18 protein-coding genes and 1 pseudogene are annotated in these 24,194 nt (G+C 43.9%); 7 read left to right on the forward strand and 12 right to left on the reverse strand.

The window, feature by feature from the left end:
• Positions 1 to 86: 86 nt before the first annotated feature.
• Positions 87 to 1,037 (reverse strand): ribonuclease Z, encoded by a 951-nt coding sequence (locus QUA01_RS02950; RefSeq protein WP_333087682.1) that lies wholly within the window; start codon positions 1,035 to 1,037, stop codon positions 87 to 89.
• Positions 1,038 to 1,307: 270 nt separating this feature from the next.
• Between QUA01_RS02950 and QUA01_RS02955 the strand changes: the two genes are divergently transcribed.
• On the forward strand, positions 1,308 to 2,480 hold the full coding sequence (locus QUA01_RS02955) for a SpoIID/LytB domain-containing protein (protein WP_333087681.1): 1,173 nt from the start codon (positions 1,308 to 1,310) through the stop codon (positions 2,478 to 2,480).
• A gap of 324 nt (positions 2,481 to 2,804) precedes the next feature.
• The gene (locus tag QUA01_RS02960; protein ID WP_333087680.1) at positions 2,805 to 3,071 is read left to right on the forward strand and encodes a hypothetical protein; all 267 of its coding nucleotides are present in this window, start codon (positions 2,805 to 2,807) and stop codon (positions 3,069 to 3,071) included.
• Positions 3,072 to 3,151: 80 nt separating this feature from the next.
• On the opposite strand, the gene QUA01_RS02965 is transcribed toward QUA01_RS02960, so the two are convergent.
• Positions 3,152 to 4,459: a hypothetical protein gene (locus tag QUA01_RS02965; protein ID WP_333087678.1), complete on the reverse strand. Its 1,308-nt coding sequence runs from the start codon at positions 4,457 to 4,459 to the stop codon at positions 3,152 to 3,154.
• Positions 4,460 to 4,850: 391 nt separating this feature from the next.
• Here QUA01_RS02965 and QUA01_RS02970 point away from each other — a divergent pair, with 391 nt between their 5' ends.
• Positions 4,851 to 5,372, forward strand: coding sequence for a photosystem I assembly protein Ycf3 (locus QUA01_RS02970; protein ID WP_194010252.1), 522 nt, complete (start codon positions 4,851 to 4,853; stop codon positions 5,370 to 5,372).
• Positions 5,373 to 5,606: 234 nt separating this feature from the next.
• Positions 5,607 to 5,888: an Asp-tRNA(Asn)/Glu-tRNA(Gln) amidotransferase subunit GatC gene (gatC, locus tag QUA01_RS02975; RefSeq protein ID WP_333087674.1), complete on the forward strand. Its 282-nt coding sequence runs from the start codon at positions 5,607 to 5,609 to the stop codon at positions 5,886 to 5,888.
• Positions 5,889 to 5,993: 105 nt separating this feature from the next.
• Here gatC and QUA01_RS02980 read toward each other — a convergent pair whose 3' ends face one another.
• The 9 genes from QUA01_RS02980 to QUA01_RS03020 form a co-directional block, all read right to left on the reverse strand.
• Positions 5,994 to 7,274, reverse strand: coding sequence for a glycosyltransferase family 4 protein (locus QUA01_RS02980; protein WP_333087673.1), 1,281 nt, complete (start codon positions 7,272 to 7,274; stop codon positions 5,994 to 5,996).
• A gap of 126 nt (positions 7,275 to 7,400) precedes the next feature.
• Positions 7,401 to 8,117 carry a class I SAM-dependent methyltransferase gene (locus QUA01_RS02985; protein WP_333087671.1) on the reverse strand — a complete coding sequence of 239 codons (717 nt, stop codon included), beginning with the start codon at positions 8,115 to 8,117 and terminating at the stop codon, positions 7,401 to 7,403.
• Positions 8,098 to 9,051, reverse strand: a complete 954-nt coding sequence (locus QUA01_RS02990; RefSeq protein ID WP_333087669.1) for a class I SAM-dependent methyltransferase — start codon at positions 9,049 to 9,051, stop codon at positions 8,098 to 8,100. The genes QUA01_RS02985 and QUA01_RS02990 overlap by 20 nt, the downstream gene beginning before the upstream one ends.
• A gap of 172 nt (positions 9,052 to 9,223) precedes the next feature.
• Positions 9,224 to 10,255, reverse strand: a complete 1,032-nt coding sequence (locus QUA01_RS02995; RefSeq protein ID WP_333087668.1) for a class I SAM-dependent methyltransferase — start codon at positions 10,253 to 10,255, stop codon at positions 9,224 to 9,226.
• Between the two features lie 29 nt (positions 10,256 to 10,284).
• Positions 10,285 to 15,678, reverse strand: coding sequence for a glycosyltransferase (locus QUA01_RS03000; protein ID WP_333087665.1), 5,394 nt, complete (start codon positions 15,676 to 15,678; stop codon positions 10,285 to 10,287).
• A gap of 147 nt (positions 15,679 to 15,825) precedes the next feature.
• The gene (locus tag QUA01_RS03005; RefSeq protein WP_333087663.1) at positions 15,826 to 17,370 is read right to left on the reverse strand and encodes a methyltransferase; all 1,545 of its coding nucleotides are present in this window, start codon (positions 17,368 to 17,370) and stop codon (positions 15,826 to 15,828) included.
• Positions 17,371 to 17,397: 27 nt separating this feature from the next.
• The gene (locus QUA01_RS03010; protein WP_194070678.1) at positions 17,398 to 18,810 is read right to left on the reverse strand and encodes an ABC transporter ATP-binding protein; all 1,413 of its coding nucleotides are present in this window, start codon (positions 18,808 to 18,810) and stop codon (positions 17,398 to 17,400) included.
• A 187-nt stretch (positions 18,811 to 18,997) separates the two neighbouring features.
• Positions 18,998 to 19,846 (reverse strand): ABC transporter permease, encoded by an 849-nt coding sequence (locus tag QUA01_RS03015; protein WP_194070687.1) that lies wholly within the window; start codon positions 19,844 to 19,846, stop codon positions 18,998 to 19,000.
• A 181-nt stretch (positions 19,847 to 20,027) separates the two neighbouring features.
• Positions 20,028 to 20,567 (reverse strand): hypothetical protein, encoded by a 540-nt coding sequence (locus QUA01_RS03020; RefSeq protein WP_194070679.1) that lies wholly within the window; start codon positions 20,565 to 20,567, stop codon positions 20,028 to 20,030.
• Positions 20,568 to 20,638: 71 nt separating this feature from the next.
• On the opposite strand from QUA01_RS03020, the gene ruvB reads away from it, so the two are divergent.
• Positions 20,639 to 21,739 carry a Holliday junction branch migration DNA helicase RuvB gene (ruvB, locus tag QUA01_RS03025; RefSeq protein ID WP_194010242.1) on the forward strand — a complete coding sequence of 367 codons (1,101 nt, stop codon included), beginning with the start codon at positions 20,639 to 20,641 and terminating at the stop codon, positions 21,737 to 21,739.
• Between the two features lie 554 nt (positions 21,740 to 22,293).
• Here ruvB and QUA01_RS03030 read toward each other — a convergent pair.
• Positions 22,294 to 22,886: pseudogene (locus tag QUA01_RS03030) on the reverse strand (ISAs1 family transposase).
• Positions 22,887 to 23,375: 489 nt separating this feature from the next.
• Here QUA01_RS03030 and hemJ point away from each other — a divergent pair.
• A complete protein-coding gene (gene hemJ, locus QUA01_RS03035) occupies positions 23,376 to 23,951 on the forward strand; it encodes a protoporphyrinogen oxidase HemJ (protein WP_333087660.1) in 576 nt (191 codons plus the stop codon).
• Between the two features lie 81 nt (positions 23,952 to 24,032).
• Positions 24,033 to 24,134, forward strand: coding sequence for a hypothetical protein (locus QUA01_RS27295; protein WP_333423514.1), 102 nt, complete (start codon positions 24,033 to 24,035; stop codon positions 24,132 to 24,134).
• Positions 24,135 to 24,194 lie beyond the last annotated feature (60 nt).

Genomic DNA, 24,194 nt, shown 5'->3' on the forward strand with positions numbered 1-24,194 from the left:
ATCGGGCTATTGAGATTATCTGATTGCATTCAGTCCGGTTGGCATGGAGTTTGTTTGTACGGACGCGATTTCAACCGCCGTCTCATCTATGAAGCATTCCCCGAATCCTGGGCTCGCGGTATTTCGTAACTCAGGAAATCATAAGCCATTTTCGTATTCGGAAAAATTGCCTGCGCTTCCTTGAGCAAATCATCCAAGACGATCGCATTTCCCGGAGCGTAACGCGGGCTAAAATGCGTCATAATTAACTGTTTCGCCCCAGCGATCGAAGCCACTTGAGCCGCCATTGTCGAAGTTGAATGGAGGCGATCGAAGGCCATTTGAGCATCTTGATGAGCAAAAGTAGCTTCATGCACCAACAAATCAGCATCCTTCGCTAATTCCACGGCCCCGTCACAAAAAACCGTGTCAGTACAATAAACAAACTTGCGCCCGATTTGATCGGGGCCACAAAAATCAGTACCTTTAAACTGTCGCCCGTCCTCTAACTTTACCGTCTTTCCTTGTTTTAATTGACCGTAAAGCGGCCCCCAAGGAATACCCACAGCCTTGGCTTTTTCTACATCAAAATGTCCCGGACGATCTTTCTCAGTTACTCGATAACCAAAAGCAGTAACTCGGTGCTTCAAAGGGCCGCAGCTAACAATATATTCATCATCTTCATAGATGACTCCCTCGTGAATTTTGTGTACCTTCACCGGGTAAGAAAAATGAGTTTGAGAATACCGAACGCCAGCTTGCAAATATTCTTCAAGTCCCGGAGGCCCGTAAAGATCGATGCGCTTGACATTCCCCGCCAAACCGCAGCTAGCCAGCAAACCCATTAAGCCGAAAATGTGGTCGCCGTGCAGGTGAGTGATGAAAATACGGCTCAGTTGGCTGACTTTGAGCTCGCTGCGGAGAAACTGATGCTGAGTTCCTTCGCCGCAGTCAAACAGCCAGAGTTCCGCTCGCTGAGGCAAACGCAGGGCGATGCTGGAAACGTTGCGCGATCGCGTCGGCACGCCGGAGCTAGTTCCGAGAAATGTAATCTGCAAGAGTCAAATCACCTCAATTAAATCTTAAAAAATATGTTACATATATCCAGAGTGCGGCAAATCCGACCTAAATGAAATAGTCGCAGGCAGGAACCGGGATAAATCGCTGTTGCTGCGAGCATCGAGTCGTTCCAATCTTTTTTGACAGGCGCACAAAGTGCCAAACCCAATTCTAACGTTTTCTTTCTGCCGTTCTCCTTCCTTTTTCGCGAACCAAACCTTCCCCTTAAAAATTCTCAAACTCGTACAGCACAGGAGGAAATTTTTTAAATGCAGCCAGGAGTGTTATTTGCTTCGCTTCTTTCAAGATTAACAAAACGCTACTTTTGGATTTCTCTGTTGTTTTGGCTGGTAATGGTAGCCCCAGCACAGGCGGCGCTGATCTTGCGAGTGGCGGTACAAGACGGCGCAAGTCAGATCAAAGTCGGCAGTTCTACTAAGGCTGCAATCCGCGACGGTAGCGGGCGCAATTTGGGCGAACTGTCTGCCAACAGTTCTGGATCGGCTCAATTTCGATCGGGCAAAGTGGCGATCGGACGCTGGGCCGCCAATCAAATTTGGATCGAGCCGACCGGGAACGGGTATGTTTGGATTGGCGATCGGTGGTATCGCGGACGCACCCTTGTAATTCCCGAAAAAGGATCCCTGACAGCAGTCAACTACGTCGATATCGAACAGTATCTCTACAGCGTTCTGGGTGCCGAAATGAGCGGCAATTGGCCTCTGGAGGCCTTAAAAGCCCAAGCAGTCGCCGCCCGTTCCTACGCAATCCACGAGCGCCTCAAAAGCGAAACCGACCTTTACGATGTGGACGACACTCAGTCTTCGCAGGTTTACAAAGGACTGCAAACAGAATCTTCGGGTACTTATAGCGCAGTCGATGCCACCGCAGGTCAAGTTCTCACCTACAACGGTCAGATTATTTTAGCTGTTTTCCACTCAGCATCTGGCGGACATACCGAAAATGTTGAGGATGTTTGGACGGAACCCCTGCCTTACCTGCGCGGTGTTCCTGACTTTGACCAAGGCGCGCCGGTTTATCAGTGGAAAGAAAATTTTTCCCGCGCTCAAATCAGCAGCAAGATTTCCGGTGTCGGTAACGTCATCTCGATGAAGCCAGAACGCACTACCGCTTACGGCAGCGTTTTGAGGATGAAAGTTGTGGGAGATGGCGGTTCTAGAGTGATGACTGGGGCAGATTTGCGTCGGGTTCTGAGTTTGAGGAGCACGCGGTTTACGGTGATTCCTCAGTATGCAGGCGGGAGCGCCAAGAACAGCGGCCAAGCTCCTACGAGTTTTCAAGTTGCTGGCAAAGGTTTCGGTCACGGTGTTGGCATGAGCCAGTGGGGAGCTTACAATTTGGCCAGGCAGGGATACGGCTACCAGCAGATTTTGTTGCACTATTACCGGGGCGCTGCTTTGGCTAGAATAGCTGTTCAGTAACTGCTGGGAAGAAGGAAGTTTGGCAGCGGGTTTTTTAACGGATTTAATGGGTTTAACGGATGGATTTTGAGGAGCAAAGTCTGAAGGTTGAAGCAAAAAATAGTTATTAACTGGTTCCCAGGCAGAGCCTGGGAACCCATGTAAGCGAGGCTCTGCCTCGTCGTCGGCTGCGAAGATGGAGGCAGAGCCTCCGGGTCTGCATTACCAGGCAGAGCCTGGTAACGAGTAAATGACTAATGACTAATGACTAATGACTAATGACTAATGACTAATGACTAATGACTAATGACTGATGACCAATGACTAACTACATTAAGGATAACTATGCAAAAGTGGGAGTATTTTTTTGTGGATGCAAATATGTATCCTTTTGGCAATAAGCTGATTAGTTTATATGTAAATGGTGAGGAATTGCGAGATTGGAAACAAGGATCGCTGCATCTATTTATCAATCAGTTGGGGGAGGAGGGTTGGGAACTTGTGGCTATGCGCCATGACTCGAAATACGACCAAAATTGTTTGATTTTTAAACGTCCTAAAATTGTCAAAAAAGCCAGGAGTACGAAGCAGTCTTTGGTACAGCAAACTTGACCTAGCTCAATCTAATATTCATCGGATTTTAGATGTTGACTCAAAATTATTAATTAATTTCAAATCGTCAAATAGAAAATCTAAACTCCATCGATTCGCCGCTGCCATTCGGCATCTATTTTTGCTGACTGTTCTAGTTCTTGTTGGGTTAAATCGGTTTCTGTTGTATAAGCTAAATCTTCTCCAGTCAGTAGGTTTTCTGCTGCAAATTCCTGGGCGTAGCTTAATTTTTGCTGCAAGTTGGCATCTGGTTGGTTTAATAACATGGCTCGCTGCTGCCGCTCTTGATTCCGGGTTTCTATCTTGCTATTTTTCCACTGAGTCCAGAAGTACCGAATTAAGGGAATTGTCAAAAATCCGATGCCGTAAATCAGCAGTAGTGGATAAATACCGCTGACGAAACCGATAAATCCACTGGCGATCGCACTTTTAGTTAATAAATTCCCCAAAACTAACGCACCGACAAGATTGACGGCTCCCAACCCTGCCGCGAGCATGAGTTGGCCGGAGCTGGCGTGGCTGAAACGCCACAGCATTTCTCGCAAATAAGCTCCTACTGGTTGAGGATTTTTTTGAACTGCTGTGGTTTGCAATTGCGGAAAATGGTAGACTATTTGTCCTTCGGGACTGACTTCGGGGCGGCCGTCAAAACGCGCGAGAGTCGGTAGCATATATTCTTCGTATTCTCTCGCGTATCCTTGTCCGAGATTGTCGAGATAGGGCGCTATTTGTTCGGCGACTACGGCACCTCGGTTGTTGCGAATGGCGACGGCAATATCGCTCCACTTGCGCTCTTCTAAATTGTAATTTGGATTGCCATCTCCAAATAGAAAGGAGAAAACTGCTTCCAGAAAACTCATCTGGGGTTTTTGGCCGCTTAAGCGCGATTGCTGCTGGTAGTAAGGTTCGTTATGGTTCCAATAAAATATCCAGGGTAACTCGTTCCAGAAGTAGGGAAAAAAGAAGAATCCGCCGCCTCTGTTACCGTCGCTTCCGCCTCCGCCTCCGCCTCCCCCGTTATTGTCGCTGTTCATGCTGGAGAGTAACATCGTGATGGCCGCAAAAATTAAGAGGATGGAAGCTACCAGCACTATGCCAAAAGATACTCGAATTAGGTAAAATAGAATTTTCCAGATTTTTTGCCACCATTCCTGCAACTGCAAGCGAAAGAATTTGTTTCGCAAAATATCTCGAAAGTTGTTGGGAAATAGGTAGGCAATGTCGCCGGATTCTGCTACTTGCAGGTGGCCGCCTGCTTCGGAGGCGAGGGTTAACAGTTCTCGCTGGGCAAAATTAACGTCTAATCCAGCTTTTGCCGCCACGTCTCCAACCGTAACGCGGTAGCCAAGTTGCTCGACGGCTTGCATAATGGTGGGATTCGGAGCCATAGGTTTCTCTCTGTGAAAATTACCCGGTTGTTTATATTATATATTGTGGGAATTCAAACTGGTTTTGAGTCGCTGGTTTATGAATTTTTTTGATGATGCTCTTGACTTTGGGGCGAAATGTTGCTAGGTTTTTGCCCGATCGCCCGTAGAGTGCGGTCAATAGGTTAAAGAAATGTGGTTTTTTTTGTCAATACTGGCAAGAGTTATCTAAAATGGATGAGATTTGCACTCTTTTGCACCTCGCAAGCGCGTGTTTTCAGCTTTGCAGTTGTGTCTCACCAGCGTTTCCAAGCGTCGGCGGCCGGACTGAACCGAAACAGTCGCAAAACTCTTAATAGGAAAACTTTACAGGCTAATATTTTTGATTGGCCGTTAACCAAAGAATCGAATTATGCCCAGAACTCAACGCAACGATAACTTTATTGACAAAAGTTTCACGGTAATGGCCGATATTATCCTGAAGATTATGCCGGCGAAAAAGCAGGCGAAGGAAGCTTTTGCTTACTATCGAGATGGTATGTCGGCTCAAGCTGATGGCGAATATGCTGAAGCGCTGGACAATTATCATGAAGCGCTGAAGCTGGAAGAAGATCCTTACGATCGCAGTTACGTGTTGTACAATATGGGCCTGATCCATACTAGCAACGGCGAACACGAGCAAGCTTTGGAGTATTACAGCGAAGCGCTGGAACTGAATCCGAGAATGCCGCAGGCGCTGAATAATATTGCTGTGATTTACCACTATCAAGGGGAAAAGGAAAAGGAATCTGGCAATGTGGAAGCGGCGGAAGGGTTGTTTGATAAGGCTGCAGATTATTGGAAAGAGGCTATTCGCTTAGCGCCGAATAATTACATTGAGGTGCAAAATTGGCTGAAGACGACAGGCCGATCGCAAATTGATGTGTATTTTTAACTATGATTGGGAATGGGGAATTGGGAATTGGGCATAGTTAGTAGTTATTGGTTAGTAGTTATTGGTTAGTAGTTATGGGTTAGTGGTTATTGGTTAGTAACTTCTTTAATAACAAGCAACAAATAACAAACAACAAACAACAAATAACAAATTCCCAATTCCCAATTCCCAATTCCCAATTCCCAATTCCCAATTCCCAATTCCCAATTCCCAATTCCCAATTCCCAATATATTATGATTGACAGAGAAGAAGTTCGGAAAGTAGCGAATTTAGCCCGATTGGAATTAACGCCGGCAGAAGAAGAGCAGTTTACTGGTCAACTGAACGGTATTTTGGATTATTTTGAGCAGTTGAAAGAACTGGATACGAGTAAGGTAAAACCGACAACGCGGGCGATCGATGTTAGCAATATTATGCGATCGGACGATTTGCAACCTTTTGCTGATGGAGAAAGTATTTTGGCTGGTGCTCCCGATCGCGATGGGGAGTTTTTCAAAGTGCCTAAGATTATGTAGGGTGCGTCTGAGATGTTGCACCATTCTCAACAAGCCTTTTATAAACAGGCCGGACAGCCTGTTTTTGAGAATGGTGCAACATATGATATTGCGTTTAGGAATGTGCTAAATTCTCACTCCAAAAGATGCGGCTAATTCCCGTTCTGGCTGCATACCAACTGTCGGCGGCATCGATCGATTTGCTATCTGTTCGATCAATTGTAATTGCTGCGGCAACATTTTAGCTAAACTGTAGCGTTCTAGAGCGGTTTGACGGGCTTTGACACGAATTTCTGCCATGCGGGTAGGATGGTCTAAAACTTCGTCAATGCGATCGGCTACTTGTTTTGGCGAGAAGTAATCGACGATTAAACCGTTTTCTCCGTCGCGGATAACTTCTCTAACAGGCCCGGTGTCGGAACCGATTACTAAACATCCTGTCGATAAAGATTCAATCATCGACCAAGATAGCACGAAAGGTCTGGTTAAATAAACGTGTACGTCCGATGCTTGAATTACTTTTAAATACAGTCCGTAGGGTAGCGGCCCGACAAAGTGAACTCGCGACATATCTAGTGGCACTTTTTTGAGCATATGGTCTTTGTAAGACTCGCCGTTTGGTAAAGAACGGCCGTAACAAACTCTGTCTGAACCAACAATTACAACGTGACAGTTGGGGCGGCGTTCTTGCACGTAGGCGATCGACTCAATGAACTCTGGAAAGCCCCGATAAGGTTCCATTCCCCGCGATACATAGGTGACAATTTCATCAACGCCAGACAAATCTAAGTTGGGCAAAATTAGTTTAGCGCCTGGATCTGGTTTGAAGTAATCGGTGTCTACGCCGTCGTGGAGTACGGATAATTTTTGCTGCAATTCTGGGGGAAATTGCGATCGCTGCCAGTATGTCGGCGACAAACCCCAATCGCAAGAGTATAAATCGATCAAAATCGGCGCATTTTTGATTCTAATTCTCGCCATGTCGTCAACTGTTAAAGGTTCAGCCGGATCGAAATCTGCGTCGGAACCGATCGAGTGATAAAACCACTCGAAATAACACAAAAGCGGCGTATTTGGGAAAGCTTCTTTGACAAACAGTGTCGGCCCCCAACCGGAATGTCCGCAGATAATATCGGGTACAAAACCGTCTGCTTTAAGTTGTTCTGCCATTCTAAACACGGCTTGTCCGTAGATGACGGCACTTTCTAAAGGGCGGACGTATTGGTGAGTCTGCGGGTTAGGTTCGCGGCTTGGTGTAAATGCTGCTTTGCGAACGCCGGGAATGTTCCATTCGGGACGCTCGTTTTTAGTGCCGAAAACAATCTGATTTTTGGGATCTGCGCCTAAAGCCGTGATTATGTGGCGGTACTGGGCGGGGAAGTTTGGGTGAAGAAATAATGCTTTCATTTGGCAGTTAGCAGTTGGCAGTTGGCAGTTGGCAGTTGGTAGTTGGCAGTTAGCCCGATTGCTTGTCGAATGGTTGGCAGTTGTTAGTAAAAATTCAGTATTTAACTGCGAGTAAAAGCTTTGATTTTACTCTTGGTAGGGGGGTGCTTTGCAGATCCAGACGCAATCTCGCGGTACTGAAGTTGTGTTTTTCAGGATGATTTCATAGTTTAAATGGTTGAGAAATTTTTCCATAATTGTATCAGTCATTATTGAGAATGCAGTGCCATCTCTGCGTCCCAATAAGTTTTTATCCCACTCGCTGGCGAATTTTTCCCAGCCCAATTCGGTGAGAATATTGCCGTGGTGAAAGACGCAAAGGCGATCGCCCCGCAGCAGTTTGGGAATGCGTGTTAGGTAGTTGAATATGTCTACGGGTTCTACGTGTACCATTGTATCGTAACAAAAGCAGACATCGGCTGCACCGGGGGCGATGCCGTCTAATGTTAAACCGTCGAGTTTGACGTAAGAAACGCGATCGTCTCCCAAGCGCGATCGGGCGGCTTGCAGCATTTGACTGGAAATGTCGGCACAAATTAGGCGATCGCAATATTTCAGCAGCAGCGAACCTGTTTTTCCGCCGCCGATACCAATTTCTAAAACCGTATGTTCTTTTTTGATATACGGCGCTATAAATTGCTGTTCGATCAGCGCTTCGTATTCGCTTAAGGAGTTGGCGGCACCTGCGGCTTTACCTATCCATTCGTCGCCAAGATGGGCAAGTTCGGCATTAGTTTTTTGCCACTGTTGGGCGTAACTGTCCCATGCGGTTTCGTAGTCTATTTTAGGCGGTACTATTTCCATTATTTTTTGTTTTTTTTCTCAGAATACACAGACAAAAATCACTTGAGAGTCCTCCCGGCAAATCCATTAATATTTTCTCAATCTCCAGTAATAATTTGACAATAGTTTCACTCTTTGGAGATCCATCAGAAAGTTGACAGTGATCTAACGAAGGGTAAATTTCGTGAAGCAAACCCCCGCCGGCTTGATTCAATACTTCTACATCAAAGTAGAATTTTAAGAAAGGAAGTATTAGCTTTGATCGGACGGCTTCTGAAGGATCTTTCGTAAATATTTTATCAATACTGGGATTTAAAAATATTTCACTTGTTCCCGACCTCAACCGGGAGTCAAAACATCGGTAAATGCGATTGATCAAATCGAGTTGATTTTCATTGTATATATTATAGCAATCTCCGATGTATTCGTTGACAATAAAATATCCATCGGGTTTTAAACATTTCTGAATGGTTGATAAACATCGTTCTATTTCTTTGACGTGATGCAGCGAACCAGAGCAAAAAACGATATCGTACTTTTTGTTTTCGTCAATTATAAATGAATTAAAATCATCTTGATAAAAATTAATATTTACTCCCGCTGCTGCGGCATCTTTCCTGGCAATTTCTAAAGAAGTTTCAGAAAAATCAAAGGCATCAATTTGAGTAGCCAATCCTAATTTAGCCATCAAAATCTCGTGATTTCCCACTCCGCAACCAACAGACAAAAGATTATCAAACCGTTGTTTTTTGAAGAAGCTATTTACTAGCCATGTTAACCAATAACCTTCTGTTTGTCCGCCTGACAACCTATAATTTACAGTTTTTGAGATAATCGGATTGGATAACCAGTAACCCTCCTTTGTAAATCCGGCTGTTGGGTTAGATTGCCAGTATTTTTGAGCTATTAATTTATGGGAATTTTCATTTTGTCTGTTTTCAGAATTTGAGAACATAGTTTTTTTTAACTCTGGTATTAGATTTAAAGTCTATTATGTGTAAAATCAGCTTCTGTAAAAATTTTAGGGGAAGTAAATCGCTATAAAATTGTGGTTGCTAGTTATGGGCCGGCAAATATCTTCCTGCGTCGCACACAACACACAAATCACCCGCAAAAGTGGAAACTCTCTAAAGCTCTCGCCGCCATCGGCGAACCAAACTTGTTAAAATAAGTTTACCACGATTCGCTTTCCTCCAGATTCCCAGCAACCATTTTTCTAAGATTTTCGGATTTTTATGTCTCAAAATACACAAACAAAAATCACTTGATAGTCCTGTCGGCAAATCCATTAAGATTGTCTCAAACTCAAGCAATAACTTGACAATTGTTTCACTCTTGGGGTCTCCATCAGAAAGTTGACAGTGATCTAACAAAGGGTACATTTCGTAAAGCAAACCCCCACCAGCGGGATTTAAAACTTCCATATCAAAGTAGAACTTCAAGAAAGGAAGTATCAGCTTTGACCTGACTGCTTCCGAAGGATCTTTCGCAAATACTTGCTCAATACTAGGACGAGAAAACGTTTCACTTGTTCCCGACCTTAGCGTGTAGTCAAAACATTTGTAAATGCGATCGAGCAAATCTACTTGATTTTCATTGTATATATTATAGCAATCTCCTATGTATTCATTGACAATAAAATATCCATCGGGCTTTAAACATTTTTGAATGGTTGATAAACATCGTTCGAGTTCTTTGACATGATGCAGCGAACCAGAGCAAAAAACTATATCATATTTTTTGTTCTTGTCAATTATAAATGAGTTAAAGTCATCTTGATAAAAATTAATATTTACTCCCGCTGCTGTGGCATCTTTTCTAGCTATTTCTAAAGAAGTTTCGGAAAAATCAAAGGCATCAATTTGAGTAGCAAATCCTAATTTTGCCATCAGAATCTCGTGATTGCCTACTCCGCAACCAATAGACAAAAGATTATCAAACCGTCGCTTTTTGAAGAATTTATTTACTAACCAGCATAGCCAGTAATTTTCTGTTTTTCCACCTGATAGCCGATGATTTACAGCTTTTTCAATAATCGGATTAGATAGCCAGTAACCGTCTTTTGCGATTACGGCTGTTTGGTTAGATTCACAGTAATTTTGAGCTGTAGATTTATCGAGATTTTCATCTTCTGTATTATTAGAGGAATTTGATGGCATATTTTTTACCATTGGATTTTATTAAACGTTTATTCTTTAGCAAAATATGCTTCGCAGAAAATGTCTGCATAAGCTTGAGTCATTTCCTCAAAAGTATTGAGTGAATCCAAGACATATTTAGCATTTCCAGCTAACTGCTGGCGCAAGGATTTATCCTCCAATAAGCTAATCAAAGCTGCCACTAATTCTTCCGGGCGATCCGGTGTATAAAACAAACCGTTAATTCCCGGTTTTACTTGTTCCTTAATCCCAAAAACCGGCGATGTAATAATTGGTAAATCGCAGGCCATCGCCTCCAAAATCACTCTCGGAAAACTTTCTATCCTAGAAGTGCAAACAAAAATATCCGCCGCTTTGTAATATTTTCCTGGTTTCCCTGTTTCTGGAACTACTGTCACCCTTTGCCGCAACTCTTCCGGCAATTCGCCCACCATATCGGCTAATTTACTGCTGTAAATACTCGGGCGATCGCCCACAATGAAACACCTAATTTTATTGTGCCATTTTTCAGGCAAAAGCGAAAGTGCCTTAACTAAATCCTGCTGGCCTTTGCGTTCGCACACTGTCCCCAGCAGCAAAATTACCACATCTTCGGTTGCAACACCTAAGCTTTTTCTAGCAACTTCTAAATTATCCAAATTTTCCAGTTTGCTCAAATCTAAACCGTTGTGAATCACTGTAAAATTGTAGTGGCTGTTGAGAGGTAAATACCTGTCCCGCGTTGCATCCGCCACAAAAATTACTTTGTAAGGAAAGCGAAAACACTCCAAAGCTCTCGCCGCAATCTCTGAACCAAACCTGTTAAAATAAGTTTGCCAAGGTTCGCTTTCGTGAACGTTCCACACCGCCGGAATTCCGATTTCCTGGGCCGCATCAACTACAAAGAAATTTTCTAAAGTATTGGCATAAACCGCATCTACTTTTAAACTTTCAATTTCCTTGCTAAAGCTGTGGATAGCTTCATCGTAAGCATCGCGTTGATAGATGTGTTCGAGGGGATTGTCGCGCACAATGACTTCAATTCCCTGCTGTTCGTAAGCTTGACGCAGCGGCCCGTCTGTCGTGCAAAGTACGATCGGCAAAATCGCACCCTCAGCCGCCAATTTCACCGCAATTTCGTACTGATGCAGCGGCGCGCCCGTAAAATCCAGCGAATTGCTGCACATCAAAACTTTGATAGGATGAATCAGATTCTCTGCTTCTCCTACCAACAAACTAGCATCAGCAAATTGTAACTCTCCCTTGTCCCTTCCATCAGTGACATCCGTTAAATCCGTTAAATCCGCTACAAAATCCGCTGCCAATCCGCCATCCGTTACATCCGTTACATCCCGTACATTGCTCGTTGCCGAACCTTCTTCCTTCATAAAAACCCGTCGGGGTTGAATATGAAAATACTCATCTTCCAAAGACAAATGAGGACTGTAAAAACCATCATTTTTCCTCGCATACTTGCGCCTAAAAGCTGCAACTTCTTGAGGATTGTCAGTAAAACCCCTAGAAGTTCCCTCCTTATGCAACAACTCCGCATCGGGACAGTAAACGCACCGATAACCGCGTTCTAACAATCGGTATCCGTAATCCGCATCATTGTAAGCAACAGCAAAATTCTCCTCATCAAAACCGCCCAATTCTAAAAACAATTGACGCGGAGTAATCGTGCAAGCGGCTGTTACCGCCGAGTAATTTCGCGTTACCATCGCTTGAGAAAGATAGCCTCGATTGTCGCTGTTCATCAGCTTAAAAGCGTGACCAGCTAAACCGTGATGGAGGCCGTGAATTATGCCCGCGTGTTGAATTCTGCCGTCGGGATATAACAGCCTCGCACCGACTGCACCCACAGCAGGAATTTGAGCGTATCCGACCATTTGACTCAGCCATCGCGGGGTAATTACTTCAGTATCGTTGTTCAAAAACAACACGTATTCGCTGTCAACTTGTTCGACAGCGCGGTTGTTAATTGCCGCAAAACTAAACTTTCCTCCAGGATTTTTGATTCGCAAAACTTGACAAGTTAACTGATTTAAATATTCCAGGGTTTTTGGATCGTCGCTTTCGTTGTCAATGACAGCAATTTGATAATTTTTGTATGTTGTAATTTCGAGAGAATCGATACAGGCTTTCAGCAGTTTAACTTGATTTTTAGTAGGAATAATCAAAGTTACTGACGGGCCATCATCAGGGAAATCCTGGGCAAATATGCCCAAATTTTCTTTGATTGCCCAGGCGTGCTGAGCGACAGTTCCCTTAATTTTTCTGCGGTTTAGTGCGTCTTGAATGGCTTGTTGACCTGCGGAAAAACTGGATGGTTTCGCGGCCCCAGATACGGCTGTAGAACCTGGTGCGGTTCGCCAGTGATAAAGCACTAAAGGCAGGTGGGCGACGCGGCGAGAAATTTCGGTTGCTCTCAAGGCAAAATCGTAATCTTGCGAGCCTTCAAAACCGAGCCGCAAGCCGCCTATTTGTTCAAAGATTTCTTTTTTGACGGCGCACAAATGACCGAGATACATATAGGAAAGCAGCAGTTCTGGCGACCATTCTGGTTTGAATTGCGGGGCGAATCTGCGACCTTTGGTGTCGATTTTGTCGTCGTCTGAGTAGAGAAAGTCGGTGGTTGGATGCGCGGCAAAATATAAGGCGACTTCGCCTAATGCGTCGGGAGTTAGTTCGTCGTCGTTGTCTAAAAACAGGATGATGTCGCCGGTGGCGAGGGCGGCGGCGCTGTTGGTGGCGGCGCTGATGTTGCCGTTTTCTGTGCGAAATGTGATGCGGATACGATCGTCCTTTGCGGCCCAATTTTTCAAAGTTTCAGCAACCGTACCGTCGGTACTGCGATCGTCGGCGATGCAGAGTTCCCAGTTTTGATAAACTTGATTGATTACACTGTCGATCGCACTTTCGAGAAAATCTATCTGCGGATTGTAAACTGGCATTACCACCGAGATTTTTGGCAGCGCTTCCCCACAGGATTTTAGCCGATAAATCAGGTAATCGCGCGCGCGATCGTTCCACTGATTCACCTCCAGCCAAGCATCATACCTATCAATCGGTGAAGCAAGCACAAAACCCGCAGGCGGCAGCAAATCTCCCGGCGCAGTAAACTGTTTTTGCTGCTTGTAAATCTTCCCAAACTGACGCATCACCTTCACAATTTCCCAAGGCATCGGCACAATTCTGCCGAGACGCTGTTTTCTCTCCCTCGCCCGCTGCCGGATTGCCTCTACAAAACTCGAAAACTCCTCATATTTATCAGCACTTCGCTGCCAAATATCGTAGCGCCGCACAGTCAATATTTTCGGTGCTTGAAAATACAAAATTTCCCCGTTTTCTAACTCGGCTTGCAGAGAAACGTGCCATTCACCCGGAGGCAAATTGACAAGCGCCTCAAAGCCGCTTTCCGAACTGTTAACCCAGTCAGGAAACACTTCGCCGACATCTTTTCGGCGCAAACCGTAGGCGCATTCTACAGAAGTATCGCCGCACAAAAGACTTAATTTAGCAATTTTGCGATCGTGGTGACAACACCAACCCGCAAACAAAACTTGACCCTGACGCTGTTCCCACACCACCGGTACATCTAACGACGCTTGAATCGTTGAAACTAACAGCGGATAAGCTGCCAAAAAATGCCATTTTCCTCCCTCGTCTTGCGCTTCCAACAACACCTCGTGCCGTCCGGCGGGAGCTTGCAATTCCATTGTAAAACCAGATTTTTTTGCCGACCCAATATTAGAATACCAGCTAGCTATGTCGCTTCTTTCCAGACCGTAAACAGCGGCAAAACTCTTATTTTCAATTCGGGCGCGGACAGCTTTAATATCTTTTTTTGTGTTAAACACCCAACCCTTAATTAGCAGGTAGGAATCGCTAACTTGCCAAGTAGTGGGTTGGTCTAAAGAAAAAACAAATCTTGGGAATAAATCGCGGATTTTGTGCTTAAATTCCCACCATTTTTCTCTAAGTTTCCACCAGTCAGAAGACTTGATTGCAGAAAGTTCAGCCTGGATTTTGGCATTTTCCTGCCGCGATTGTTCCAAATCTTGCTGAGTTTGACTCTGGACTGTTTCCAAGCTCAATAATTCAGCTAATTTTTGATCTAATTTAAATTCTTTTTCTTCAAACTTTACCTGAGTTTTTCCTAATTCTGCTTCTAATTCTAAAATTTTTGTTAAGGCTATTTTAAATTGCGATTCTTGGCCGGCAAGCTGTACCTGAGTTTCCCCTAATTCTGCTTCTAATTCGAGCAGTTTTGCTAAGGCTTCTTGAAATTGAGATTCTTTGCCGTCAAGCTGTACTTGAGTTTCTCCTAATTCTGTTTCTAATTTCAAGACTTTTGTTAAGGCTTCTTGAAATTGCGATTCTTGACCGTCAAGCTGTACCTGAGTGTCTCCTAATTCTGTTTCTAATTCGAGCAGTTTTGCTAGGGCTTCTTGAAATTGAGATTCTTTGCCGTCAAGCTGTACTTGAGTTTCTCCTAACTTCGTTTCCAATTCCAACACTTTTGCTTGAGCTTGTTGAAATTGTTCTTGCCACTGTTTGACTTCTAAATTGCTGGTTTTTTGTTGTTTTTCCAGCAAGCGGATTTTGAGCCAATCTTCAAAAGGCCCGACAGGAGATACTGGAAAATGAATAATTTGGTCATTCGACAATTGAAATTTGCTGCTGAGATTGCCGGCTTTGGTTTCTAAAACTTGATAGAGTTCTAATGCTTCGGGAAAATATTGTTCTATTAAACTCGGTCTATGACTTTTAACAATATCGTTGACTAATAAAGATTCTTCAAAGTTGTCGGCGGCGATCGCACTTAAGTTAACGTTAAATTTTTCGTTGACTCGATCGATAAAAAATTCGGGAGTGTTGCCGATCGGGTAAACGTTGGCCAGCAGACAGCGATCGGGAAAACTTTCAAACAATTCTAAGACTTGTTGGTTGTAGTGCAGCCACATTTTTACTGCCATTTCGGGATGCTGCAGCAAGCTGACATCGGTTCCCCGGCGGTAAAGCGAATCGACTACTTCCCAGGGCGATCGATAAACGCAGATAAAATTAGCTTCGGGGAGCAATTTTAACCAAAAATCCCAAAATAAAGCTGTTCGCGGGTCTTTCCAGCCCCAATGCTTCTGAGTTTGTTGATTTTGGTCGATCGCCCGTTTCGCAATTTCCACATCTGACGCTGCTACCGGAATCGTTTTTTCCAACGTACAGCCGAGTTCATCTATGCCGTGCGATCGTAAAACACTCTTGTGAAACTCCACAAAATCAACATTCTCGAAATGACCTTTCACATTTCCCACCGCCGGCCCAACCAACTTTTTACCAATATCAACCCCGACTTTCTGAAACAAAGAAGCCGTTAAAGACGTACCGGAACGGTGCATTCCAGTAACAATAAAAACCGACGGTTTGCTGTCATTTGTACTCACAATTTATATCCCTCGCCCTAATTCCCACACCAACTTTACTTATTATTCTCGGAAACCTCTGCCTCCAAGCATTTAAGAGTCTCCTAACGCGAGCTTTTCAAGTGCTCGCGCTATCAAAATGCTTTTTTCAAAGCTGGAGATGCCGCCCTATTCTCCCGCTACCCCCAGCAACCGCTTGACTTGAAACCAGGTGCTTCTCAGCTTCCAGAACTTGCTGCTTTCCATTGCCTCAACTCGATTGTGCGATCGGTCTAATTCTTGCTTGACATTAATTAACTGAGATTCTGTTTGTTCTAACTGCATTTGCACAGATACTAACTGACTTTGAGTTTGTTCCAACTGCGCGTGAGCTGACATTAATTGAGCTTGAGTTTCTTGCAACTTTATTTGAGATTCTTCTAATAGTGGTTCAGTAATCATTAACTTACTTTGACTTATCTCCCATGCTATTTTAGCCGCCTCTAGCTGAGTTTCAACCAACTTGAGTTTTTCGTGAGTAGAGCCCAACAAAGACTGCGATTGCCGTTGGCCCACCAGCGATTTCACGCTGCAAATTTCCAGAATCCATTCCCAACCGTAGTTATTGATTGCTTTAACTGTTAACACATCCTCCGGTGTCACAGTGTTTTTCGGTAAATAACAGTTCCAACCAGACTGCAAAATTGCATCTTTTTGAAAATAGTCAGCCACATCCCGGCGATCGTAAAAAGGCTCGCACCTCTGCACCACCTCACCGTTTACCAGCACCTGAACTTCTTCTATTCGACCGCCCAAATTCACATCAGCAGCCCAACCCTCCAGATACAAATTCTGCTTGTTGGTAAAAGCAGCAACATCAATATATCCTCCAGGGTGGTGATAAAAATTTAACTCCGAAAAATCTCTAGTTAACTTATTTGTAACAACATACAAATCCTGAAACCTGCATATGCCTTTTTTGATCCGGTGAACAAAAGCTTTCCCACCGCTAACTTTACCGACAATTTCTCTCACAAACTTTTCAGTTACATAAGTTGTGCCGTATTCCTCCTTATCCAAAGACTGACTTTCGCTTTCGGCACTAAACAAAATACCGTTAGCAGGCATTTCTATGTGAGAAGGCAGCAAACAATCGCCGTGAACGCTAAACATCAAAATCCCGTTTTCGGTCAACAAATTATACAAATTTTGGAGCCAACTCGTAAAAGTTCTTTCCGGGATATGGCTGAAAAAAGAATTAGCCAGAATGCAGTCAAATTTTCGGTCAATTAAATATTTTTCCGGTTTTCCAGTCGAAACAATACCGTTAACGCCCAAGTATTCAGTTTGAAACTTGACCGCGTTAGCATAAATATCAGAAACCCAAATTTGCTCGGGTGGCATTTCCTGAATTAAAAACCGGGTAAATCTACCGTAACCACAGGCAAAATCCAGAAAAGACGGTACATTTTCAAAGCCGCCAAAATGCCAATCTACAACTTGTTGAACCGCATCCCGGATGCGTCGCCCGATCGCATAATAGCGCACCAAAGCTCGCTCGCGATCGTCATCGTCTCCATCGTCTCCATCCTCCTTGACGTTGCTCAAGCTAAACAAATACATTTCATCGTCTTCGCAAATATTTAGTTTAAAATCTTCGGGAAACTTAGCTCGATCTTGAATCAATGCTTGGATTACTTGATTTTTGGACAATTCTAAATTGAGATTGCTCATTATTTTTACAAAGTTTTCACAGAATTATTAGATGACTTCCGTTGACTGTTCTTGCACCAGACAATCAGAATTTACAACAGTTAAACACGGTTCTATCAGCAAGTCAACAATGCCGTTGCCGCAGGACTCAGTACAAGACTGAACTTTGAACATCGCCACATCAACGCAGCGATCCAGATAACTTAAATCCTCATCTACCGTTCCCACCACCCCCGCATTCAAAAAGTAAACCCCCGGATTCAGCAAACATTTAAACTGAAACTTAACTACAATTGTCGTTCCTGCTTCCACATATCTAACTGACTGAGTAGAAGCCTTCAAAGAAGCACCAGCCAACTCAAAACCGCTAATCGTTTTAATCAACATTCCAAACCTAACTTTGGAAGTTGACCGCGAGAAAGTGACAGAGTAAGTGTAAACATAATCTTGACGGCCGAGCAAGTGATTTACCACATTTCCCTGCAGCGTTTCGATGCGCGGGTTAATAATTTCCGCGCCGCGAGACGGATACCGTACCGTATTCGACGGGATCATCCCCGGTTCGTAAAATTCATCATAATGTTCCTTGGGTTGAGAGATATATTGCTCCGGTACAGCCTCCCTTTTGGTACTTTCTAAATTAGGATTATGAAGATTTTCTTGACTTTCTTGCTTTGTCAGTTGGTTCAGAACTCGAATATCTTGCTTCAACCCCAAGACTTTATCTGGATCGGCATAGATCAGCTTTTGATATTTAGAAATTACCACCTTTGGTGTGTGAGCTAGCAGCAATTCTCCGCTATCCATTAAAATCGCCGAAGTACAAAGTTGCACCACAGAACTAGCAGCATGAGAAACAAATAAAATCGTTCCGCCACCTTCCTGAATGCTTTGCAAGCGGGCAAAACACTTGCGCTGGAAAGCTTCGTCGCCTACCGAAAGTGCTTCGTCAACCACTAGAATATCTGGCTCTACGCTAGTCGCAACGGCAAAAGCCAGTCTGACAAACATACCGCTAGAATAGGTTTTGACTGGCTGATCGATGAAATCTCCAATATCAGCAAAAGCAGCAATTTCGTCAAATTTTTCTTCAGTTTCTTTTTGATTGAATCCGAGTATTTGAGCGTTGAAAAACACGTTTTGTCTTCCGGTAAATTCCGGGTTAAACCCGCTTCCGAGTTCCAACAAAGCGGAGATTCGCCCTTCTACTCGGACGCTTCCTGCGGTGGGTGTCAGCGTCCCCACAATGATTTGCAAAAGCGTGCTTTTTCCCGACCCGTTGCGACCGACTACTCCTAGGGTTTGTCCGCGAGCAATTTCCAGATTGATGTCGTGGAGAGCCCAAAATTCATCAGCAAGTTTTTTATTGGGATAAATAATTTCTTTTAAGCGGTCTCCAGGACGATCGTACCGCTTAAAGCATTTGGAAACATTTTTTAGTGAAATTACATTTTCTGTCATCCGATTTTAGATTTTAGATTTTAGATTTTAGATTTTAGATTTTAGATTGATATTATGTCCGCTAGAACAAAAAATAGGTTTGCTCGTTGGGAATGGGAGTCCTTTGATTTTTTATGCGGACTAAAGTCCTCACTACGAACCTCGATCGCGATTTTTGATAGTAGATTGCATTTAAATGTAAAACATATTACAGCACGTCAGCAAAAGCGGGACGCAAATGCCGGTAAACCGCTAAACCTCCACAAAATATAGCAGCAGAGATTAGGGTGGCGACACCCCATTCGCCCCAGTGTTTGACTTCTCCCAACAGGATGAGGTCTCGGTAAACCTCGGAGATGGTGGCCATTGGATTCAACCAAAATATCCAGGCTCGCCACTGTTGGGGGATGATTGATGCTGGATAGACGATCGGCGTCAAATAAAACCAAAAATTTAGAATAACACCTAATGTCTGAGGAATGTCTCGCAAAAACACGGTTAAGCCCGCTGTCAAATATCCCAAGCCGGCTGTGAGCAACAATTGAGGCACCCAAACCAGTGGCAGCAAGCATAAAGTAGCGTTGAGCTTTTGCGAGGATACTGCTACGATCAGAATCAAGGCTGCTAAACCGAGAGAACTTTCAATAAAAGCTGTAAAAATCGGCACGAGGGGCAGCAAACCGAGGGGAAATACTACTTTTTTGACTAAATTTGGCTGCCCTACTACGGATACTCCCGATTTAATCAAACCGCTGGTGAAAGCACTCCAAGGTAACAAACCTGCAAATAGCCAGACTCCAAATGTGATGTCGCTGTTTTCCGGGAAGCCTGCAAGTTTGAGTTTTACCTTGAGGACGATCGAGAATACGTAGGTGTAAATCACCAATTGCGATAGCTGATTCAGCAGCGGCCACAAATTGCCCAGAATCGAGCCTTTGTATTGAGCTTCCAAGTCCCGACGCACCAATGTAGCCAGCAGACTCAGCTTTGCCCTGCGCTGGCTGTTTGTCGGTCGCCGGCCGCGGCCCTTTCGGGCTTTTTGGACAACTCCTTTCACCGATCTGTGCAATTTTTTCGCCCTCGTTGACTACCTTCACACCTAAATCAACTCCAGCTACAATTGTGCAGCTTTTGCTAAACCGCAATTATTCCACAGCCGGGCCGCTTTGATCAAGGATCTGTCTCCCCGGCTTAGACTTCTGGCTTTTGGCTTCTGGCTTTTGGCTTAGGAGGTTATTTTAGCCGATCGCCTCCCCAACTGCCGAACCGATCGCGACTCTTTGCTCGTCGTCGTAGCCCCAGCGTTGGAAAAACTCCTCATACTCACCTTCTTTAGTTTGTAAACTTTCTAGCATTTGCGACGCTACAGCTTGACAGGCTGGCATTTGCAGGATTTGAATTAAATTGCGCGATCGCTCCTGCACTCTAGCAGAACCCGCCGCCATTTCCTCCTTTTGAAGGCGCGAATGATGCAACACCATTGCCGCCGACATCGCCACATTTTTCACCAGCAGTTCTGCTACGATCTCAGGAGCCGATCGCAGCGCCTTGATAACTCCTGGTGACGGCCGGTCTGCCGCCTGTCGGTCGTCCGTCAGATAGGTGACAAAAAAACCCCTAGCACCGTTGGGAGTTTTCACTAGAGATTTAACAGCTTGCTCGATATCTCCCTCTAAAAGTCGATCGCTCTGAATCAGCGACAGTAAAGATTGAGTCAGCGCGATCGCCTCCTCAAAAGTTATACTTTTCGATGCTAATAAAGAAGATGGAACACTCATAACGACCTCAATAATTTTCACGATTCTGCTAATAATTGTAAACAATTTTCGCTGTCCGAGCGCAAATAAATATGGCTATAATCTCCTCCAAACAACAACCCCCAGACCAAAATCTACCTGAAGACATAGCCCCTGCTCCCCGAAAAAGAGCAGCTAAACCCCAGACGGAATCGCTGCTAGAATCGCAAGAATTACCAGACGAAATCAACAACAAACAAGAAGATAAAATCCGCCCCCAGCGGTTAGCCGAATACATCGGACAAAAAGACTTGAGAGAAGTTTTGGCGATCGCAATTGCAGCAGCCAAATCGCGGGGCGAACCGATGGATCACCTGTTACTGTACGGGCCGCCAGGGTTGGGAAAAACCACAATGTCGCTAATTCTAGCAGCAGAAATGGAAGTTGAATGCAAAATCACCACCGCCCCAGCCCTAGAAAAACCGCGAGATATTGTCGGATTGCTCGTCAACCTCAAAGCAGGCGACGTGCTGTTTATCGACGAAATTCACCGCTTATCTAAAGTTACCGAAGAAATCCTCTATCCAGCGATGGAAGACTGCCGTTTAGATATTACGATCGGTCAAGGAAAAAGCGCCAAAATCCGCAGCATTCCCCTGAAACCCTTTACCTTAGTAGGAGCAACCACCAAAGTCGGATCGCTGACATCTCCGTTGCGCGATCGCTTCGGCTTAATCCAAAGATTGCGCTACTACGAAATAGACGAACTTAGTCTAATTGTCCAAAGAACCGCCCAAGTTCTCGACACTAAAATCACCCCAGAAGGAGCCGAAGAAATTGCCCGCCGAGCTCGCGGAACCCCCCGGATTGCTAACCGTTTGCTGCGCCGAGTTAGAGACTACAGCGAAGTCAAAAATTTAAAGCCAATCAATGCCGAAGTTGCATCCATCGCCCTAGAATTGTTCAACGTCGATCCCCTAGGCTTGGATTGGACTGATCGGTCACTTTTGACAGCAATGATCGAAAACTTTAACGGCGGCCCGGTTGGTTTAGAAACCCTCGCCGCTTCCACCGGAGAAGACACTCAAACAATTGAGGATGTCTACGAACCGTACTTAATGCAAATCGGATTTTTGCAGCGAACAAGTAGGGGTAGAATTGCCACAGCAGCCGCTTGGAAACACTTAGGTTTTGTCTCACCTAAACTATTGTAGGCTGTGTTAGATTTGGTCAGCAAAAGAAACCTCAAAATTCAACTATCTGCTAGGCTCAAAAAGTGATATTACAGGGAGAAAGGATTTCACCAGCTTTGATATGGCTCAATAAATCTACAATAAAAATGCAGTACAGCTTACATTTTTCCCCAAAAATACAACTGTCGGAAAGCTCCTAACCCCTATCCAATCCCCAGGGGGAACGCATCTTATTGAACACTGTTCATCAGTGGTGAGTATATTTTGAGATGAATTCACCATTCTTAGAAGCTACAGACACGCTTTGTAATGAACTGTTAGATAAAATAGGAACTGATTAATCGTGATTTTGACTTAAGGCGAATTTTGAGACAATAAAAATATTATAACCACTGTTTACAAGTTGTATAATAGACCTCTTGCAAAAGTCAAATTTACCCCCCTTAGTCCCCCCTTATTAAGGGGAGAAACAAGAATAATCTTGCTCCCTCCCCTTGATAAGGGGAGGGTTGGGGTGGGGTGCTTTGGATTTTTGCAAGAGTTCTAATAGTTATTAATGAGTTATTCGTAAGAATTTAGTTAACTGCAACAGCGAGAATCTTAGTCAAATAATCATCATCCCACCCGGCTCGAAGTCGCTGATTTCTGGCTCCGGTATTTGAGGTTTTTTATTGATTCAAAAGATTAAGCGAGATATGTCTAATTATAGCAAAATTTTGCGGAGCATTATCTTTTCTAATTCGACAATCATCTTCACGAAAACCCACATCTAATACCCAATGTAAAGAATTCTCCATTTTCCAATGGCTGCGGACTGATTCACCAAGTTTTTGAGCATCATTTGGTAAACTACTAATATAATATTGAATCCAACTCAAAAAACATTTTTGAAATTGCTCAGGTTTGAGACGAAAAAATACTCTCGCAATTGTGTCATGGGTCGGGATACTATTCGGCAATTTTCAAATTGTCTTTAACTATTCGTATTTAGAATAACCCGTAACTTTCGATATCCACCCATGTATCAGCACCGCAAATCACTGCACAAATTGAGATGGTGATAATATCAATTAATTGATGATGTTTCGTTCGCTAAATTCGCTTGATCTTCTAAGTCGGAAAAATGGTCGGCAATGGTGGTTTGAGTTTGATAATGGTAAACTCTAATTAAATAATTTTTGGACACTCAATAATTCTGCTCCAATATACCACATTCTCTTAACATAAAATTTAGATGCGTTCGCCCTGGGGTTTATTGTATTCCTATTAACATTTTAAACTATCAAATTATTTATAAACCCGATTTCTTTACAGCAAAGAAATCGGGTTTTTTATAGTATGATTAACTGCTTGGGCTGCCCAATCGAGCCGGGGCTGGAGGAAAAATCCTTGGGGTTCAACAGTTGCGGCAAAGAAACCGGATTTTTTGTACGGGAGTGAAAATCCTTGGGGTCTCAACAGTTACGGCAAAGAAGCCCGGTTTCTTGTACAATGACTGAGGCCTTGGGCTATCCGGTGACTGAAAAACTGGGTTTCTTGATGACAAAGAAACCGACTTTCTTGTACAATGATCGACGAGAAACCCCGTTGCTGGAGGTGAAAATCAACAAACCTCTGGGAAATCTCTGCCTCTGTGGTTCATTAAAGGTAACAAATCATGGCTTATTTTTGGTTTAAATCGTTTCATTTTATTGGCATTGTCGTTTGGTTTGCTGGCTTATTTTATTTAGTAAGATTATTCGTCTATCACGCGGAAGCTGAAGAGAAACCAGAACCGGCAAAAACAATTCTTAAAGAACAATATCAAATTATGGAGAAACGTCTTTATAATTTGATTACTACGCCCGGAATGTTTGTGACTGTCCTGATGGCGATCGGGTTGATTTCAACAGAACCAGATGTATTAAAAGACACTTGGTTGCACATTAAGTTAACATTAGTTACTTTGTTAATAGGTTATCATTTCTATTGCGGTTGGCTGCTGAAGAAATTAGCAAAGAATGAATGTCAGTGGACTGGTCAACAATTTAGGGCATTAAATGAAGTGCCAACGGTTTTGTTGGCAATGATAGTATTGCTAGCAGTATTTAAGCAAAGTTTACCAGTTTCTTCAACTATTGCTACGATTATTGCCATGATTGTATTAATGGTAGTGACCATTAATTTTTATGCCAAGAAGCGCCTCAACGACCAACGCAAAAATCTCCCATCGATCCCCCAACAAGAAGGCTAGCTAAGTCAAACTTATTCCCCATTTCCTCATAGGAAATGGGGTGAGTGGGTGCTTTAAAACTATCACAACAGAACGCCCCGCATTACTAACCGTTTGCTCCGGCGAGTTAGAGACTGCAGCGAAGTCAAAAATTTAAAGCCAATCAATAGTGCGAGCTGTCGCGAACTCGCGAGTGTTGGATAGAGCCCGAGTTTGCGACAGTTCGCACGCTCAAAATCAAAACTGAGATGCTCCCGTTGAAAA

Origin of the sequence: Microcoleus sp. S36a_B3, assembly GCF_036700745.1 — a bacterium.
Classification (GTDB): domain Bacteria; phylum Cyanobacteriota; class Cyanobacteriia; order Cyanobacteriales; family Microcoleaceae; genus Microcoleus.

Coding starts and splice junctions, on each gene's coding strand:
- QUA01_RS02965 (WP_333087678.1), bottom strand. CDS start 4,459: ATGGCTCCGAATCCCACCATTATGCAAGCCGTCGAGCAACTTGGCTAC.
- hemJ (WP_333087660.1), top strand. CDS start 23,376: ATGGCTTATTTTTGGTTTAAATCGTTTCATTTTATTGGCATTGTCGTT.
- QUA01_RS03010 (WP_194070678.1), bottom strand. CDS start 18,810: ATGACAGAAAATGTAATTTCACTAAAAAATGTTTCCAAATGCTTTAAG.
- QUA01_RS02960 (WP_333087680.1), top strand. CDS start 2,805: ATGCAAAAGTGGGAGTATTTTTTTGTGGATGCAAATATGTATCCTTTT.
- QUA01_RS03005 (WP_333087663.1), bottom strand. CDS start 17,370: ATGAGCAATCTCAATTTAGAATTGTCCAAAAATCAAGTAATCCAAGCA.
- ruvB (WP_194010242.1), top strand. CDS start 20,639: ATGGCTATAATCTCCTCCAAACAACAACCCCCAGACCAAAATCTACCT.
- QUA01_RS02995 (WP_333087668.1), bottom strand. CDS start 10,255: ATGCCATCAAATTCCTCTAATAATACAGAAGATGAAAATCTCGATAAA.
- QUA01_RS02985 (WP_333087671.1), bottom strand. CDS start 8,117: ATGGAAATAGTACCGCCTAAAATAGACTACGAAACCGCATGGGACAGT.
- QUA01_RS02970 (WP_194010252.1), top strand. CDS start 4,851: ATGCCCAGAACTCAACGCAACGATAACTTTATTGACAAAAGTTTCACG.
- QUA01_RS03020 (WP_194070679.1), bottom strand. CDS start 20,567: ATGAGTGTTCCATCTTCTTTATTAGCATCGAAAAGTATAACTTTTGAG.
- gatC (WP_333087674.1), top strand. CDS start 5,607: ATGATTGACAGAGAAGAAGTTCGGAAAGTAGCGAATTTAGCCCGATTG.
- QUA01_RS02990 (WP_333087669.1), bottom strand. CDS start 9,051: ATGTTCTCAAATTCTGAAAACAGACAAAATGAAAATTCCCATAAATTA.
- QUA01_RS02980 (WP_333087673.1), bottom strand. CDS start 7,274: ATGAAAGCATTATTTCTTCACCCAAACTTCCCCGCCCAGTACCGCCAC.
- QUA01_RS02955 (WP_333087681.1), top strand. CDS start 1,308: ATGCAGCCAGGAGTGTTATTTGCTTCGCTTCTTTCAAGATTAACAAAA.